The 15,549-nt window shown below is 68.8% G+C and carries 16 protein-coding genes and 1 pseudogene; 10 read left to right on the top strand and 7 right to left on the bottom strand.

Features of this window, described 5'->3' with window-relative positions; all coding sequences use genetic code 11:
* The first annotated feature begins 46 nt into the window (after positions 1–46).
* Positions 47–1,132, top strand: coding sequence for an SAM-dependent methyltransferase (locus A5757_RS10400; protein ID WP_066832878.1), 1,086 nt, complete (start codon positions 47–49; stop codon positions 1,130–1,132).
* Between the two features lies 1 nt (position 1,133).
* Here A5757_RS10400 and A5757_RS10405 read toward each other — a convergent pair whose 3' ends face one another.
* From A5757_RS10405 to A5757_RS10415, 3 genes are all read right to left on the bottom strand, one after another.
* Positions 1,134–2,096 carry a GlxA family transcriptional regulator gene (locus A5757_RS10405; protein WP_066832880.1) on the bottom strand — a complete coding sequence of 321 codons (963 nt, stop codon included), beginning with the start codon at positions 2,094–2,096 and terminating at the stop codon, positions 1,134–1,136.
* A 22-nt stretch (positions 2,097–2,118) separates the two neighbouring features.
* Positions 2,119–3,192: a dihydrodipicolinate reductase gene (locus A5757_RS10410; RefSeq protein ID WP_066832882.1), complete on the bottom strand. Its 1,074-nt coding sequence runs from the start codon at positions 3,190–3,192 to the stop codon at positions 2,119–2,121.
* 82 nt (positions 3,193–3,274) lie between these two features.
* Positions 3,275–3,808, bottom strand: coding sequence for a hypothetical protein (locus tag A5757_RS10415; protein ID WP_066832884.1), 534 nt, complete (start codon positions 3,806–3,808; stop codon positions 3,275–3,277).
* A 134-nt stretch (positions 3,809–3,942) separates the two neighbouring features.
* On the opposite strand from A5757_RS10415, the gene A5757_RS10420 reads away from it, so the two are divergent.
* Genes A5757_RS10420 through A5757_RS10435 form a run of 4 tightly spaced genes read left to right on the top strand, consistent with a single transcriptional unit; the run spans position 3,943 to position 8,928 of the window.
* Positions 3,943–5,466, top strand: a complete 1,524-nt coding sequence (locus A5757_RS10420; RefSeq protein WP_066832970.1) for an ABC transporter substrate-binding protein — start codon at positions 3,943–3,945, stop codon at positions 5,464–5,466.
* A complete protein-coding gene (locus A5757_RS10425) occupies positions 5,463–6,431 on the top strand; it encodes an ABC transporter permease (protein WP_066832886.1) in 969 nt (322 codons plus the stop codon). Before A5757_RS10420 ends, A5757_RS10425 begins: the two co-directional genes overlap by 4 nt.
* A complete protein-coding gene (locus A5757_RS10430) occupies positions 6,428–7,315 on the top strand; it encodes an ABC transporter permease (protein WP_066832889.1) in 888 nt (295 codons plus the stop codon). The genes A5757_RS10425 and A5757_RS10430 overlap by 4 nt, the downstream gene beginning before the upstream one ends.
* The gene (locus tag A5757_RS10435; protein WP_066832892.1) at positions 7,312–8,928 is read left to right on the top strand and encodes an ABC transporter ATP-binding protein; all 1,617 of its coding nucleotides are present in this window, start codon (positions 7,312–7,314) and stop codon (positions 8,926–8,928) included. Before A5757_RS10430 ends, A5757_RS10435 begins: the two co-directional genes overlap by 4 nt.
* Positions 8,929–8,932: 4 nt before the next feature.
* Here the strand turns inward: A5757_RS10435 and A5757_RS10440 are convergent, their stop codons facing one another.
* The gene (locus tag A5757_RS10440; protein ID WP_066832905.1) at positions 8,933–9,673 is read right to left on the bottom strand and encodes an SDR family oxidoreductase; all 741 of its coding nucleotides are present in this window, start codon (positions 9,671–9,673) and stop codon (positions 8,933–8,935) included.
* Positions 9,674–9,762: 89 nt separating this feature from the next.
* Here A5757_RS10440 and A5757_RS10445 point away from each other — a divergent pair, with 89 nt between their 5' ends.
* Genes A5757_RS10445 through A5757_RS10455 form a run of 3 tightly spaced genes read left to right on the top strand, consistent with a single transcriptional unit; the run spans position 9,763 to position 11,492 of the window.
* Positions 9,763–10,314, top strand: coding sequence for a TetR/AcrR family transcriptional regulator (locus A5757_RS10445; protein WP_066832907.1), 552 nt, complete (start codon positions 9,763–9,765; stop codon positions 10,312–10,314).
* 13 nt (positions 10,315–10,327) lie between these two features.
* The gene (locus A5757_RS10450; protein ID WP_066832909.1) at positions 10,328–11,068 is read left to right on the top strand and encodes an SDR family NAD(P)-dependent oxidoreductase; all 741 of its coding nucleotides are present in this window, start codon (positions 10,328–10,330) and stop codon (positions 11,066–11,068) included.
* Positions 11,069–11,087: 19 nt separating this feature from the next.
* A complete protein-coding gene (locus A5757_RS10455) occupies positions 11,088–11,492 on the top strand; it encodes a hypothetical protein (protein ID WP_369815932.1) in 405 nt (134 codons plus the stop codon).
* On the opposite strand, the gene A5757_RS10460 is transcribed toward A5757_RS10455, so the two are convergent.
* Together A5757_RS10460 and A5757_RS10465 are read right to left on the bottom strand one after the other, a co-directional pair.
* Positions 11,489–13,093 carry an alkaline phosphatase D family protein gene (locus A5757_RS10460; protein ID WP_197497310.1) on the bottom strand — a complete coding sequence of 535 codons (1,605 nt, stop codon included), beginning with the start codon at positions 13,091–13,093 and terminating at the stop codon, positions 11,489–11,491. The genes A5757_RS10455 and A5757_RS10460 overlap by 4 nt on opposite strands.
* Before the next feature lie 40 nt (positions 13,094–13,133).
* Positions 13,134–13,406: a hypothetical protein gene (locus tag A5757_RS10465; RefSeq protein WP_066832975.1), complete on the bottom strand. Its 273-nt coding sequence runs from the start codon at positions 13,404–13,406 to the stop codon at positions 13,134–13,136.
* A gap of 172 nt (positions 13,407–13,578) precedes the next feature.
* Here A5757_RS10465 and A5757_RS10470 point away from each other — a divergent pair, with 172 nt between their 5' ends.
* Entirely contained in the window at positions 13,579–14,145 is a 567-nt protein-coding gene (locus A5757_RS10470; protein WP_066832913.1) for a CsbD family protein, read from the top strand.
* Positions 14,146–14,159: 14 nt separating this feature from the next.
* On the top strand, positions 14,160–14,846 hold the full coding sequence (locus A5757_RS10475; protein ID WP_066832917.1) for an IF2 family translation initiation factor: 687 nt from the start codon (positions 14,160–14,162) through the stop codon (positions 14,844–14,846).
* Here the strand turns inward: A5757_RS10475 and A5757_RS10480 are convergent.
* Positions 14,838–15,549 (bottom strand): annotated as a pseudogene (locus A5757_RS10480) (serine/threonine protein kinase); the annotation flags it as partial. The gene A5757_RS10475 and the pseudogene A5757_RS10480 overlap by 9 nt on opposite strands.

The raw sequence follows: 15,549 nt of genomic DNA on the forward strand, positions 1-15,549 counted from the left end.
GACTACCGTCGGAGGGGTCCTCAGCCCCGGCGGGAGGTTGCTCCACGTGCCCGAATCAAGCGTCGTCGTCCGTCCGCGGCAAGCGGGCAGCAGCGGATACTCGGCCGCCTCGCGGTTGCGTGCTGCCGGTCTGCGCCAGGCGCTCACCTTGTTCGAGCAGGCCGCGCACGCGGTGCCGCTGCCCCGGCCGCCGCAGCCCATCGTGATCGCCGATTACGGCGCATCGACCGGCCACAATTCGCTGTTGCCGATCTGCTCGGCGATCGCCGCGCTGCGTAAGCGCACCCGGCCGGAACACTCGATTCTGGTGGCGCACACCGACCTTCCGGACAATGACTTCACCGCGATGTTCCGGACGCTGTCCGACGACCCGGATTCCTATCTGCGCAAGGATCCCGCCGCCTTCGCCTCCGCGGTCGGACGGTCCTTCTACGGGCAGATCATGCCGTCCAACAGCGTCAACCTCGGTTGGAGCTCGTGGGCCATCCAGTGGCTGAGCCGCACTCCCGCCGCGGTGCCCGACCACCTGCACGTCGCCCGCAGCACCGAGGACTCCGTGCGCACCGCCTACGCCAAACAGGCCGCCCAGGACTGGCACGACTTCATCGCGTTCCGCGGACGGGAGCTGTGCCCCGGCGGGCGGCTGGTGGTGATGACGATGGCGGTCGGCGAGGACGGTGATTTCGGTTTCGCGCCGCTCCTGGCCGCCATGGCCGACACCCTCGCAGAACTGGTCGGCGCGGGTGAGCTGCGCGACCAGGAGGTCCAGCGGATGACCGTGCCGACGGTCGCGCGCAGCGCCGCGGACTTCCGCGCACCGTTCGCCCCGTCGGGCCGCTTCGAACGCCTGGAGATCGAGCATCTGGACATCTTCGACGCCGAGGACCGGTTCTTCCAGCAGTACCGGAATGACAAGGACGACAAGGCATTCGGCGCTGAATGGGCGGCCTTCGCGCGGGCGGCGGTACTCCCGTCGCTGGCTGCGGCGCTGGACCCTGCCGACGAGCCCAGGGTGCAGCGGTTCTTCGACCGGATCGCCACCGGCATCGCCGCGCGGATGACCGCCTCGCCCGAGCCGACCCGCATCCCGCTGGCGCACGTCGTGCTCCACAAGCGGCCGAAGACGCCCTGAATCAGCCGGCGACCCGGCCGCGGAAGCTGGTGCGGTAACTCTGCGGCGCCACCCCGGTGAGACGCCGGAACTGCTCGCGAAAATTGGCCGGTGAGCTGAAGCCGACCTCCCGGCCGATGCGTTCCACCCCGTAGGACGTCGTCTCGAGCAGCTGCTGCGCGTGCCGGACCCGGACGCCGGCCACCCACTGCATCGGCGTCTGCCCCGTCTCGGCCTGGAAGCGGCGGTTGAGGGTGCGCACGCTCATCGCGGCGTATCCGGCGATGTCGGCCAGGGTGAGCTCGCGGTGCGCCTCCTGCTCGATCCACGCCAGCACCGCGTCGAGTTCGGTCGGCTCGGCGATGTGCCGCACGTCGGCGCCGTTGCGCAGGATGAACTGGGCCTGCCCTCCGCTGCGGTGCAGCGGAGCCACCGCGAGGCGGGCCGAATCGGCGGCCACCGCGGCTCCGTGATCGACGGCCACCATGTGCAGGCACAGATCCAGACCCGCCGACGCGCCGGCCGAGGTGAGCACCTGACCCTCGTCGACGTAGAGGACGTCGGGGTCGAGGTCGACGGCGGGAAACGCGGCCCGGAAGGCGTCCGCGGCGACCCAGTGCGTGGTCGCACGCCGGCCGTCGAGCAGTCCGGCGGCGGCGAGCGTGAAGGCACCGGTGCAGATCGAGGCGATCCGGATGCCCGCCGCATACGCCTGCCGCAGCGTTTCGAGCGCGGCGGCGGGTGGCGGGTTCTCGATGTCGCTGCGTCCCGGGACCACGATGGTGTCCGCCTCCAGGAGCGCTGCGAGTCCGTGGTCGACGGCGATCCGCATCGGCCCGGCATCGACGACGGGTTCGGGGCCGCACACCACGACGCGGTAACCCGCTGCGCCGGTGGGCAGTTCGACGCGACCGAACACCTCGACCGGCGTGCTCAGATCGAACGCGACGGCATCCGGCAGCGCCAGGACCGCGACGGTGTGCATGCGCCGCAGCCTACTGCCCGGGTCAGCGGATCGTGCCCGCCCCCGCGATGAGCGGCAGGTCGAGCGCGGTGACCCAGCCCGGACGCAGATCGTTGACGGCCGGGACGGCATTGAGCGCGCGCATACCGGTGGCCAGGCAGCCGGCCGCCGCTGCGTCGCGGCCCGACCCGTCGGTGAAGCGGAAGGCGGTCTCCTGGACGATGCTGGGCGTGCCCTCGATCTCGACGCGGTAGACGTCGCTGTCGTTACCCGACGGCCAGTCCGGTGCGGCGTCCTGCCCGATGCGGTTGACGTGTTCGAGTTGAATCCGGGTCTCGCCCCGGTACACCCCGTTGATGGTGAACCGGACCGCCGCGACGTCGCCGGCCGCGATCACGCCCTTGGCGCTGGTGCGTTCGGTCGGGGTGGCCCACTTCTCGTAGGTGGTGGTGATCTCGTCGAGCATGATGCCCGCGGCGTGGGCGATCATCGGAACCGTTGCGCCCCAAGCGAAGACCAGGATGTCGGAGGTTTCGAGGAGGGCACGGTGGCCGGGCGGCCTGCCGATGCCCATCTCTTCCTCGTAGTCGCCGGTGTAGTTGGTGTAGTCGAGCAGTTCCGAGGCGCGCACTCGCTTGACCTCCGAACAGACCCCCATCAGGGTCATCGGCAACAGGTCGTTGGCGAACCCCGGGTCGATGCCGGTGGTGAAACAGGAGGACTCCCCCAGCTCGCACGCCTCGGTGACCGGCTGGATCCAGCCCGGCGGGTTCAGGTGCATGGTCGGCCACACCCACGGCGTCATGGCCGTCGAGCACACGTCGATCCCCGCGCGTAGGAACCGGGTGATCAACGCGATGTTGGCGTCGGCGTGCGCGGCCGTCGGGCCGTAGTGCACGAGCGCATCGGGTTCCAGGGCGATCAGCGCGTCGACGTCGTCGGTGGCCACCACGCCCAGCGAGCGGCCGAGTCCGCAGATGTCCCCGGCGTCGCGGCCGACCTTGTCCGGATCGCTCACTCCGACGCCGACGAGGTCGAACAGCGGATGCCGGTCGATCTCGGCGATCACCATCTTCCCGACGAACCCCGTGCCCCACACCACGATCCGTTTGGTCATCGGTTCACCTTAGACGCGCCGAACGTGAGCTTGTGCACGAGTTTCGCGCGAGTTTTCGAACACAACCTCACGTTCGCGGAGCTCAGAAGCAGCGACGCAGACCGCCGGGCTCGCAGATCAACGGATACTGGTCGACCGGGATCGGCAGCTTCTCCTTGAACGCGATGGTGAACGGCGTCTTGATCATGTTGGCGGGCATCAGACCGTCGCAGGCCGGCGCGTTCTTGGTGGTGCGGGTGCCCGACATCGTGTCGGTGTTGAACTCGACGGACTCCGTGATCGGTGCGGTGCTGCCGTCGGGACACGTCAGGCCGTCGTTGACCTCGGTGTTGTAGGTCCAGATGCCGCTGGTCAACCGGGCGTCGCCGCCGGGTAATCCGCCGAAACCCTGTATCGCCATGTGGCACCCGACCGGGAGGTAGAGCGGCTCGCGCAGGTCACCCACCACGGGAACACAGATCGGATAGATCACCCATTCGCCGGTCAGGCCGTCGGCCTGGGTGTAGGTGTACTTGCCCTCGAGGACCTGCTGTTCGGCCTGCGCTGGGGTCGACGTGGCGAGCGCCGCGCCCGCGGTGACCGTGACCGCGGCGAGTACGCGTGCGAAGGTCCTCATTCGAGTGAGTATGGCAGGCCCGTCGTGGCTGGGGAACGGTTCGGTGGCCGTGCGTTTGCGGTGCGGAGCCCAGGGGGTAAGAGACACCGGAACCGGCCGTTGATCTTGGAGTGATCGTGACCCGACGCAGCGCGATGTGCAGCAGGGTCGTCGCCGCGGTTCTCGCGCTGCTGCTGGCGGTCAGCGGCTGCTCCACCGGTGAACGCGTCGACCTCGGCGACGCCGCGGCGGGCAACCTCATCGCCGCCATCGCCGGCGAACCCGATCAGCTCGACCCGCACAAGACGTCGGCGTATTTCTCGTTCGAGGTGCTCGAGAACATCTACGACACACTGGTCGAACCCGACGCCGACCTGCAGATGCGCCCGGCACTTGCCGAATCCTGGGAGGTCAGCCCCGATCAGCTGCAGTGGACGTTCCACCTGCGCCGCGGGGTCACCTTCCACGACGGCACCCCGTTCACCGCCGAGGACGTCGTGTTCTCCTACCGCCGCATCATCGACGAACAACTGACCAACGTCGACAAGTTCAGCGCGGTCACCGACATCACCGCGGTGGATCCGGCCACGGTGCGCATCGTCGTCGCCCATCCAACCCCGAATCTGCTCACCAACCTCGGTGGATTCAAGGGTATGGCGATCGTGTCGCGCGCCAATGTCGACAGCGGTGAGATCGCCACCCGGCCGATCGGCACCGGCCCCTTCGCGTTCGCCACCGCGACGAGCGGCGATTCGATCACGCTGCGCGCCAACCCGGACTACTGGGGCGGAGCGCCCCGCATCTCGGGTGTCACGTTCCGATTCATCTCCGAGGCGTCCACCGCGCTGTCGGCGCTGCAGGCCGGCGAGGTCGACTGGACCGACTCGATTCCGCCGCAGCGGGTCTCGCAATTGCGCGACGACGAGTCGCTGCGCCTGGCCGTCACCCCGAGCAACGACTACTGGTATCTCGCCCTCAACACCGCCAAACCACCGTGGGACGACGTGCGCGTCCGCCAGGCCATCGCCTACGGCATCGACCGCGACGCCATAGTGCAGGCCACCAGCTACGGCACCGCGGCGAAGAATCAGCTCGCGATCCCCGAGGGCAATCCCTGGTACACGTCCTACGACACGTACTCCTATGACATCGACCGAGCCGAACGCCTACTGGCCGAGGCGAATTCGACGCCGAAGGATCTCGACCTGCTGGTCACCAGCGAATACCCCGAGACCGTCACCGCCGCGCAGATCATCGCCGACAACCTCGCCCCGCTGGGCATCACCGTCAACATCCGCACCGTCGACTTCGCGACCTGGCTGGACGAACAGAACAACGGCAACTTCGACATGCTGATGATGGGCTGGCTCGGCAACATCGACCCCGACGACTTCTACTACGCCCAGCACCACACCGACGGCACGTCGAACGCTCAGAAGTTCTCTGACCCGGAGGTGGACCGCCTACTCGACGGCGGCCGGGTCGAGACGAACGTCGACCGGCGCCGGAACGGCTATGCGCGCGCGGCCACCCTGATCGCCGACAAGGTCAGCTACATCTACCTGTACAACCCTTCGATCCTGCAGGCCTGGACGCCGGCGCTGACCGATTACGACGCCCGCCGCGACGGCGCCATCCGGTTCCGCGGCGTCGCCCTCGACCGGGACGCAGCGTCGTGACCGGCGTGCTGAGCAGCCCGGTGCTGCGCTTCCTCGCCCGACGGGTGGCCTACTCGCTGGTCGTGCTCGTCGGCGTACTGATCGTGGTGTTCGGCCTGGTGCAACTGGTCCCCGGCGATCCGGTGCGCATCGCCCTGGGCACCCGCTACACCCCGGAGGCCTACGAGGCGCTGCGTTCGGCCAGCGGCCTGGACCGGCCGCTGATCGTGCAGTTCTTCAGTTATCTGGGCAACGCGCTGACCGGTGACCTCGGGGTGAGCTTCCGTAACGGCGACCCCGTCACCGCGACCCTGCTGGACCGGCTGCCCGCCACCATCTCGCTGGGTCTGGTGGGCATCGTGATCGCCCTGCTGATCGCGGTGCCCGCCGGCATCTGGTCGGCGCTGCGCGAGGGCCGGATCAGCGACACCATCGTGCGGGTGTGCAGCCAATTCGGCGTCTCGGTGCCGGACTTCTGGATGGGCATCCTGTTCATCGCGCTGTTCTCCACCACGCTGGGCTGGCTCCCGACGTCGGGATACCGCCCGCTGTTCGACGATCCGGCGGGCTGGCTGCGCCACATCGTGCTGCCCGGCCTGACGGTCGGCCTGGTCGCGGCGGCGATCATGACGCGCTACATCCGCTCGGCCGTGCTGGAGGTGGCGTCGATGGGTTACGTGCGCACCGCACGGTCCAAGGGGCTCTCCCCGCGGGTGGTGACGCTGCGCCACACCGTGCGCAACGCGCTGATCCCGGTGCTCACCATCACCGGCATCCAGCTCGCGACCATCCTGGGCGGCGTCATCGTCGTCGAGGTCGTGTTCGCCTGGCCCGGCCTGGGCCGGCTGGTCTTCAATGCGGTCGCCGCCCGCGACTACCCCCTCATCCAGGGCGCCGTGCTGCTCATGGCGGCGCTGTTCCTGCTCATCAACCTCATCGTGGACGTGCTCTACGCGGTGGTCGACCCGAGGATCCGGCTGTCATGACCGCACCCGACGAACAGACCCGCGTCTCGTCCTGGCGACTGCTGGCAGGAAACCCGGTCACGCTGGTGAGCGCGATCGTGCTGGCCGCGGTGGTGGTCGTCACCCTGTTCGCCCACTGGCTGATCCCCTACGGCGTCAACGACATCGACGTGCCCAACGCGTTGCAACCGCCCAGCGGCGCGCACTGGTTCGGCACGGACGAGCTCGGCCGCGACGTCCTGTCGCGGGTACTGGTCGCGATCCAGGCGTCGATGCGGGTCGCCGTCGTCTCGGTGGCATTCGCGGTGGTGGTGGGCGTGACGATCGGGGTACTGGCGGGCTTCTTCGGCGGCTGGCTGGACACCGTGTTCATGCGCATCGTCGACGTGATGTTCGCATTCCCGGTGTTACTGCTCGCGCTGGCCGTGGTCGCGATCCTCGGACCGGGGGTGACGACGACGATCCTGGCGATCGGCATCGTCTACACGCCGATCTTCGCCCGGGTCTCGCGCGCCAGCACGCTGTCGGTGCGCGTCGAACCCTATGTGGCGGTGAGCCGGACGATGGGCACCGGCAACGGCTACATCCTGACCCGGCACGTTTTGCCCAACATCGCCGGACCGCTGATCGTGCAGACGTCGCTGTCACTGGCCTTCGCGATCCTGTCGGAGGCGGCGCTGTCGTTCCTCGGGCTCGGCATCCAGCCGCCGCAGCCGTCGCTGGGCCGGATGATCTTCGACTCCCAGGGTTTCGTGACGCTGGCGTGGTGGATGGCGGTGTTCCCCGGTGCGGCGATCTTCGTGATCGTGCTGGCGTTCAACCTGCTCGGCGACGGGCTGCGCGACGTGCTGGACCCCAAACAGCGCACGCTGGCCGAGGCCCGCCGGGGCGGAGGCGCACCGTGAGCGCGCCGGTGCTCGAGGTCGCCGACCTGAGGGTGCGGATCGGCCGCAGCGAGATCGTGCGCGGTGTCTCGTTCGCGGTGGAACGCGAACAGACCCTCGGCATCGTCGGGGAATCGGGGTCGGGCAAGACCATGACCGCACTCGCCGCAACCGGCCTGCTCGACGCCCCCGGCGCGGCGGTCAGCGGGTCGAGTCTGCTTGGCGGGCAGTCGGATCCGCTACAACTGGTCAGTGCGTCGGCGCGGACGTTGCGCAGCGTGCACGGCGGGCGCATCGGTTTCGTCTTCCAGGACCCCGGCACATCCCTCAATCCGCTGCTGACGCTGGAACGTCAGATCACCGAATCGCTGGAAACCCACCGCAACATGACGCGCCGACAGGCGCGGGAGCGCGCGCTGGAGCTGCTCACCGCGGTCGGTCTGCCCGAACCCGAACGGCGGCTCGATTCGTATCCGCACCAGCTCTCCGGCGGCCAGCGCCAACGGGTGATGATCGCGATCGCCCTGGCCTGCGATCCGGAACTGCTGATCGCCGACGAGCCGACGACCGCCCTCGACGTCACCACCCAGGCCCAGATCGTCGAGCTGGTGCGGGATCTGCAGCGTGACTTCGGGGCGGCGGTGGTGTGGATCAGCCACGACCTGGGCGTGATCGGTCAGGTCGCCGACGACGTGACGGTGTTGCAGACCGGCGTCGCCGTGGAGCAGGCGCCGGTTCTCGACCTGTTCGACCGGCCCCGGCACGAATACACCCGGGAGCTGTTGGCGGCGCGGCCCGTCGTCGGTGGCGACGGACCCGCCCCGGCGGATCCGGACGCGCCGGTGCTGCTCGACGTGCAGGGTCTCGACGTGCGGTTCGACGTGTCCGGGCCGACCGGCCGGTCCACGGTGCACGCGGTGCGCGACGTGTCGTTCGCGATTCGCCGGGGCAGCACGCTCGGACTGGTGGGTGAGTCCGGATCGGGGAAGTCGACGGTGGCGGCCGCGCTGACCGGTCTGGTGAAGCCGGCCGCGGGGACGGCGACGCTCGATGGGGACGACGTGTTCGGGGTGACAGGGCGAGCGGTCAAACCGCTGCGCCGCCGCATCAGCCTGGTCTTTCAAGATCCGTTCTCGTCGTTGAACTCCCGCAACCGCATCGGCAGCGCGATCGCCGAGCCGCTGGTGGTGCACGGCCTGGCCGACGGCCGGACGGCCCGCCGCAAACGGGTGGGCGAGCTGCTCGAACTGGTCGATCTCCCGGCCGATTACGCCGCGCGCTATCCGCACGAGTTGTCGGGTGGCCAGCGCCAACGGGTGAGCATCGCGCGCGCCCTGGCCGTGGAGCCGGAGCTGCTGATCCTCGACGAGTCGACGGCGTCGCTGGACGTCTCGGTGCAGGCCAAGGTGCTCGACCTGCTGGCGCAACTGCAGCGGGAGCTGGGCCTGACCTATCTGTTCATCGGGCACGATCTGGCGGTGATCCAGCGGATGAGTCACGACGTGCTGGTGCTGCGCGACGGCGCCGCGGTCGAGTACCGGCCCGCCGCCGACTTGTTCTCCTCGCCCGAACAGGAGTACACCCGGGCGCTGCTGGCCGCGATTCCGCCGGCGCGGCCGCGCACCTCGGCGTGAAGCGCTAGTTCTGCACGGTCGGCCGGATGGTGATGTCGCCGATCTCGACATCCCGCGGCTGGGTGATCGCGAAGGCGACTGCCCGCGCGACCGCCTCGGGCGGAATCCCGAAGTCCGCCATCTGCTCTCGGATCTGTGCACGCAGCGATGGATCGTCGATGGATTCGGCGAGTTCGGTGTGGACCATCCCCGGCGAGATCCCCGTCGTGCGCACCACGCCGTCGGTGTTCTCCTGACGGAAGGCTTCCAGCAGTGTCCGCACCGCGTTCTTGGTCGCCGCGTACACCCCCTGGTGCGGCACGATCTTCAGCCCGGAGGTCGACAGGATCGTGACGAAGTGACCGGCGCCCTGTGCGCGGAAGACCGGCAAGGCGGCGGCGATGCCGTGCAGGACACCACGTAGGTTCACGTCGATCATCGCCGACCAGCCGGCCAGGTCTCGATCGGCGATCGGACCGATCCTGCTGATGCCCGCGTTGCTGACCAGGACATCGAGCCGGCCGAACTCATCGACTGCCATCTCGACCAGACGCTGGACGTCGTCGTAGCGGGCGACGTCGATGACCGCGGTTCGCACCGATCCGCCGCCGGCACTGATGCGTTCGGCCACGTCGGCGAGTCGATGTTCGCGGCGCGCTCCGAGCACGACACGGTGGCCCTGTCGGGCAAGCAATTCCGCGGTCGCTGCGCCGATTCCCGTCCCGGCTCCGGTGATGGCGACGACCAGGGAGATTTCGTTGTGCATGGTGCCCCTTATGCTGAAGCGGACAAATGTCCGTTACTGGCAACGGTAACGGACACATGTCCGCTTAGCTACCGAAGCACCGAGGACTGATGAGCACACCCGCACGACGGTCGGACGCCAGGCACAACCGCGACCGCATCCTGGCCGCGGCGCGTGCGGTCATCGTCGACACCGGCGACGTGCGCCTCAGCGCGGTCGCCAAGGCTGCCGGGGTCGGCCAGGCCACGCTGTACCGGCATTTTCCGACACGCGAGCACCTGCTCGCCGAGGTGTATCGCCACGATGTCGACGAATTGGTGGCCGCCGCCCCGGCTCTGCTCGCCGCGCATGGCCCGGTGACGGCTCTGGCACGCTGGTTCGATCGGGTGGCGGATTACGCCCGGGTCAAACGCGGCGTGTTCGCCGCCGTCGAAATGTCGGTGTGGCAAGAGCTTTCGGCACACAGCTTGGGTCCGATCGGCGACGCACTCACGTTGTTGCTCGACGCAGGTAAGGCCACAGGCGCCCTTCGCCCGGACGTCGACGCGCGAGACGTCATCCTGCTGATCGGTTATCTGAGCCGGCTGGACGACGACGAGTGGGACCGGCGCGCGGGCCACCTGCTCGGCATCGTGCTCGACGGGCTGCGCCGAGACGTGTGAGAAGGTCTCATCCATGTCAGATCTCACGGGCAAGGTGGCCCTGGTAACCGGAGCGTCGTCGGGGCTCGGCGCCGCGACGGCGAAACTGTTCGCGCAGCGGGGAGCGACGGTGTTCGGCATCTCCCGCGACTCCGACCGCATGGCGGAGGTGTTCGCCGACGTGCCGGGCGGGACGTACGCGTCGGTCGACATCACCTCACCGCAGGCGTGCCGGCAGGCCGTCGCGGACTGCGTGGAGAAGTTCGGCCGTCTCGACGTGCTGGCCAACGTCGCCGGTTTCCATCAGATGCGCCACACGCCGACGATGTCCGACGAGGACTGGGACTACGACCTGGCCGTCAACCTCAACGCCCCGTTCTACCTGTGCCGGGCGGCGCTGCCCCACCTGCTCGAGACCGGGGGCAACATCGTCAACGTGGCCTCGGTCGCGGGTGTCGAGGGCGAGGTCTATTCGGCGGGATACTGCTCGGCCAAGCACGGCCTGGTCGGGCTCACGCGTGCGCTGGCCATCGAGTTCACCGCAGATCGGTTGCGCGTCAACGTGATCTGCCCCGGCGGGATGGTGACTCCGCAGACCACCGAGTTCGCCGCCCCGGAGGGCGCGGACTGGAATCTGATCATGCGCATCGCCGCCCCGCGCGGGATGATGGACGTCGCCGACGTCGCCAAGACCATCGCGTTTCTCGCGAGTGACGACGCCGCGGCCGTGCACGGTGCGGTGTATCTGGTGGACAACGGCGCGACAGCGGGCTGAGTCGGCGCACAATGACGGCGTGCGTGAGATCGAATCGGAGGGTCCTGCCGTCGTCGGATCTGCGGCGACGGTGTCCAGCGCGGCAGTGGTCGCATCGGCGGCGACGGTGTCCAGCGCGGCAGTAGCGCGGTCAGCGGCAACGGCGGCCAGCGCCGGGGTGGCGGGTTCGGCGGCCACCGTGGCCAGCGTCGCCGTGGCCGGTTCGATGGCCACCATCGCCAGCGCCGCCGTCGCGGGAAGCATGGTCACCGCGATGTCCGTCGCGATCGCCGGCAGTATCGGATGCATCGCGTGCGCACTCTGCAAGCGTTGCGTGGCATGCGTGGCGTGCTTCGGTTGCACCGGTTGCGTCGGATGCGTGGGTTGCTACAACTGTTCGGGTCTGCGCTTCGCGGTGGGCCGGCGCGACGCCCACGCCGACTAGAGCAGTTTGTGCTCGATGACCGTGACCAGCTGCGGCTTGCGCCAGTTGCCCGCCGCCCGCTCGATGCGCACGCCCATCTCTGCGCCCGCGATCTCGAGCGTGCCGATCTGATTGCGGAAGTGCGGCATCGTCACCGGCCGCCAGCGCAGCCGCGGCATCCCCACCTTCGTGGTGCGGACCAGTGCCCGGCCCACCCGCTCGGCGAGACGAGTGTGGCCCAGGCGCAACACGATCCGTTCAGCGGCCGACGGTTCCTTGCGCAACCCGGAGCACACCACCTGCCACAGCGCGGTGGCCGATTCGAGATCGGCGGGCAACTGCACCTCCGAAACCCAGCAGTGGTGCACGTCGCCGCCGAAGAGCACCATCGTCGCGGGCGCGGGGCCGCGGTGTCCGGTCGCCACCTCGATGACCAGATCTTCGAGCTTGCGGTAGCTGTCCTGGAAGCACGCCCAGTGATCGAGGTTGGCGGTCATGCGGACCTTCTCCCCCAGACCGCTCAGCCGCGCGCCCCACGCACCGTCGCCGACGGCCTCGGACCACGCCTCGATGTGGTGCATCCCGTACGGCAGCAGGATCGGTAGCGAACTGGCGAACAGGAGGTGGTCGTAGTCGCCGTCGATGTTCGACGTGATCCAGTCCCACTCCTCATCGGTGGCTATCTTGCGGGCACCGGGCCGCAGTTGGCGCCCCGTGCGGGCGTCGACCAGGATCAATCGGGTGCCGCCGAGGTCGCGGGCCACGCTGAAGTGTGAGACGCCGTCGTCCCGTTCGGCCGACTCCGCCACGGCCCGGATCGCGTCGGCCCCGTCGCGCGATGTGATCACCTGTTGGAACACTTCGTCTTTCGCGAGTTCGGCGGGAGACAAATTGCCGATGTGCTGATACACCCAGTACGCCATCAGGCCGCCGATGATGCGGGTCTCATACCAGTCGGTTTGGCGCATCTCGTCGAGCCAGGCCTGCGACGTGTTCCACTTGTCGTTGATCTCGTGATCGTCGAACATCATCGACGTCGGCAGGGTCGACAACATCCACCGCACCACCGGATCGCTCCAGGCGTCCCAGTAGCCGATGCAGTACTCCTCGAAGTCCTCGAGCACCTCGACGGGTCCGTCAGCGTGCACCTCGCGCTCGGCGACCAAGTCTTTGATCCTGTCGTTCACCTGGTCGGCATAGAGCTGATCGCCGAGCATCATCAGCGCGTCCGGCCACCCCGCCGACGGCTGGCGCAGCATCCGCATCCCGAAGGTGCGGAGCACATCGACGCCCTGCCCCTTGGACCGCCACCAGTGCTGACGGGTGTACGGCGGATGATGGGGCGCCGACGCGCGGCATGAGCCGAAGAGCAGACGCAGGTTTCCGTTGCGGGGCAGCAGCCGGATGCGCGGCGGCGGAAACTCGTCATCGGGAGGCGGCCATGCCTTCACCCCGTCGAGGTGGACCTCGTAGGGATGGTCGCGTGCGGGATCGAGATCCTCGATGCACACGAGTGCGAAATGGTGATCCAGCACCTCGAAGGTGTCCGCCGCGGCGCCCAGGATCTCGACGCGGCACGGCCCGTCGGTCTCGACGAAGACGGTGGCATCTGTGGTACCCACGTGGCGGAGCAGCGGCCCCACCCGGATTTCGTGCACCCGGTCAGGCAGCGCTGACGTGACCGGTGTGCGCGACCGGGTGCGTCTGATCCAGTTGGCGCTCCAACGCGCGCCGGGCATCGAGGACCACCGCCGGGAGTCGTTTGCTACCGCGGGACACCGCATCAGCCACGGTGTCGACGGCCTGCCAGGTCTCGGGTGTGAGCAACGTCAGCGGCTGCAGATGCGCGCCGCGCTCGCCCGTGCGGACGGCCTGTTGCAGCCAATGCTCGAAATTGATCCGGACGGTCTCTTCGGGCAGCTCGTTGGTCACCACATCACCCACCTCCCCGTGTTGGGAGCAGGCATACCCCGTCGGACGACGCCTCAATCGTGGGTCGGGCAACGGGTGTGGGATGGGTGTGGGATGGGTGTGGCACAGACCACACGAAGGTGTCGATGCCCATCGAAAGGGAACCCCTGCAGCGAACACCAATACGAGGGGACACATGACTGAGCACAATCAGGCAGGCCAAGCCCGAAAGGGACTCATCGACTCGGTCAAGGGTAAGGCCAAGGAAGTCGTCGGCGCCGTGACCGGAAATGACTCGCTGACCAAGGAAGGTCAGCTCGAGCAGACCCAGGCCCAGGAGCGCAAGGCGGCCAACACCGCCAATGCGGTCGCCGACGCCGAAGCCAAGGAGGCTCGCCGCGAGGTGGCGGAGGCGCATCGCGAGGGAGCGCAGGAGCGCATTGCGGTCAACGCCGAAACCGCGGCAGCGGAGAACGCCGCCCGCGCTGATCAGGCTGCCGCCAAGCGTCAGGCCGAGCAGGCTGCGGCCCAGCGAGAAGCGCGGGACAAAGCGCAGGCCGAGACCGAGGCACAGCGCAAGGCAGAGCAGGCGAAGGCCGAGGAGCGCCAAGAACTCAACGCCGTCGCCGAGGACGTCTCGGCTGCGGTGGAGGAGCACCAGGACAGCACCCAGGTCGCGGCTGCCGCCAAGGCGGAGGCCGAGCGCATCCGCCGGGAGGCCGATTCCCTGAACGCCGACGCCGACGTACCTGACCAGCGATAAGCAGAGGAGCTTTCATGAAGATCACCGACGTCCCGTTCGCGGTGCTGCGACTGCAGTACCAGTTCGCCCGTTTCCCGCTGCAGGTCATCGAGGACCGTGTGGTGGGCCGACTCGACGCCGAGGCTCCGGCCCGGCTGTTCTACGAGCGTTCGCTCGGCATGCTCGACCTCGCTGTCGGCAACGCCCTCGGCGCCCCGGAGGTCGAACAGCGCGGAGCCGCGCTGGTCGAGCGCAGTGAGGCGCTGCGCCGGGCGGCGGCCCTGGACACGGCCGCCACCCAGACCAAGGAGCAGGCCGACGCCGAGCTGAACCAGACCCGCGAGCAGGCCAAGCGCGAGCAGCAGCAGGCCCGCGAAGAGAAGCAACGCGAGGTGTCCGAGGCCCGCGAAACCGCGCAGAAGCGCAAGCAGGACGCCGCCGAGGCGGCGCAGAAGCGCACCGCGGCAGCCAAGGAGCAGGCGGACGCGGTCGCCGCGCAGCGCGTGAAGTCCGCTGAGCAGGTCCGCAAGCAGGAGGAGAGCGAGATTCGCGCGGCGGAGAAGGCCACCGAGAAGATCGCCGAAGCCAAACTCGGTGACGCCGTCGACAAGAAGTCCGAGGCCGCAGCGCGCCGCGCCAAGGCCGACCGGGTCGAGGATCTCGCGGACACGGAGAAAGAGACCCGCCAGGCACAGAACGCCGCGAAGAACGGGTCAGCCTGAGTAGTACTCCAGAACCCGCTCTGACGAGTCGACCCGGCCGTTGCTCACGATGGTGAGCCGGTCGGGTCGAACTTCGTAACGAGCCCCTCCCGACGGATCGACCACGTCGAAACCGCTCCCCGACGGGGTGGCGTCGCCGAGCTGGATCGTCGCCCCGTCGCTGAGGCGCTGGCCTCGGTAGACGTAGCGATCGTCGCCCTCTTGGCACACCACCGCCAGGGACTGGGCGGTGCGCACCATTGCCGCGGCAGCGCTGCCGTCGTCGCAGCGGGCGAACTGTCCGACGAACCCCGCGCCGTCCGCGCCGGTCATCCCGCGCGGCGCGGTGGTCGACGTCGACGGGGTGGTCGACGTGCTCGACGATGTGGTGGTGGACGTAGTGGGCGTCGGCGATGTCGTAGTGGTGGTGGTGGTCGACGTGGTGCTGGTGGGACCGGTTTCGTCGTAGGCGCTCGACGTCGGTGGGGCCAGCGGCGTGCGCGCGGTGGGGGCGTCGTCCTGCGAACTGAAGGCCAGGATGACCGCGAGGACGGCGGCCACGCCGAACAGCACGATGATCGTGGCGATCAGCGCGGTGTGCGCTTTCCCGGTCTCGGCCTTCGCCGACGGCGCCTTCGGCGGCGGCGCCGGGGCGGGCGGGTACGGGGTGAGGCCCGTCGCGCCAGGGGTCGGGTACATCGCGGAGAACTGCTTGGTGTCGAAC

Origin of the sequence: Mycobacterium sp. 852013-51886_SCH5428379 (genome assembly GCF_001665575.1) — a bacterium.
GTDB lineage: Bacteria > Actinomycetota > Actinomycetes > Mycobacteriales > Mycobacteriaceae > Mycobacterium.

What these genes read in the sequence shown, in the direction of transcription:
- A5757_RS10405 (WP_066832880.1), bottom strand. Translation starts at nt 2,096, where the DNA reads ATGCACACCGTCGCGGTCCTGGCGCTGCCGGATGCCGTCGCGTTCGAT.
- A5757_RS10410 (WP_066832882.1), bottom strand. Translation starts at nt 3,192, where the DNA reads ATGACCAAACGGATCGTGGTGTGGGGCACGGGGTTCGTCGGGAAGATG.
- A5757_RS10415 (WP_066832884.1), bottom strand. Translation starts at nt 3,808, where the DNA reads ATGAGGACCTTCGCACGCGTACTCGCCGCGGTCACGGTCACCGCGGGC.
- A5757_RS10420 (WP_066832970.1), top strand. Translation starts at nt 3,943, where the DNA reads ATGTGCAGCAGGGTCGTCGCCGCGGTTCTCGCGCTGCTGCTGGCGGTC.
- A5757_RS10430 (WP_066832889.1), top strand. Translation starts at nt 6,428, where the DNA reads ATGACCGCACCCGACGAACAGACCCGCGTCTCGTCCTGGCGACTGCTG.
- A5757_RS10440 (WP_066832905.1), bottom strand. Translation starts at nt 9,673, where the DNA reads ATGCACAACGAAATCTCCCTGGTCGTCGCCATCACCGGAGCCGGGACG.
- A5757_RS10445 (WP_066832907.1), top strand. Translation starts at nt 9,763, where the DNA reads ATGAGCACACCCGCACGACGGTCGGACGCCAGGCACAACCGCGACCGC.
- A5757_RS10450 (WP_066832909.1), top strand. Translation starts at nt 10,328, where the DNA reads ATGTCAGATCTCACGGGCAAGGTGGCCCTGGTAACCGGAGCGTCGTCG.
- A5757_RS10470 (WP_066832913.1), top strand. Translation starts at nt 13,579, where the DNA reads ATGACTGAGCACAATCAGGCAGGCCAAGCCCGAAAGGGACTCATCGAC.
- A5757_RS10475 (WP_066832917.1), top strand. Translation starts at nt 14,160, where the DNA reads ATGAAGATCACCGACGTCCCGTTCGCGGTGCTGCGACTGCAGTACCAG.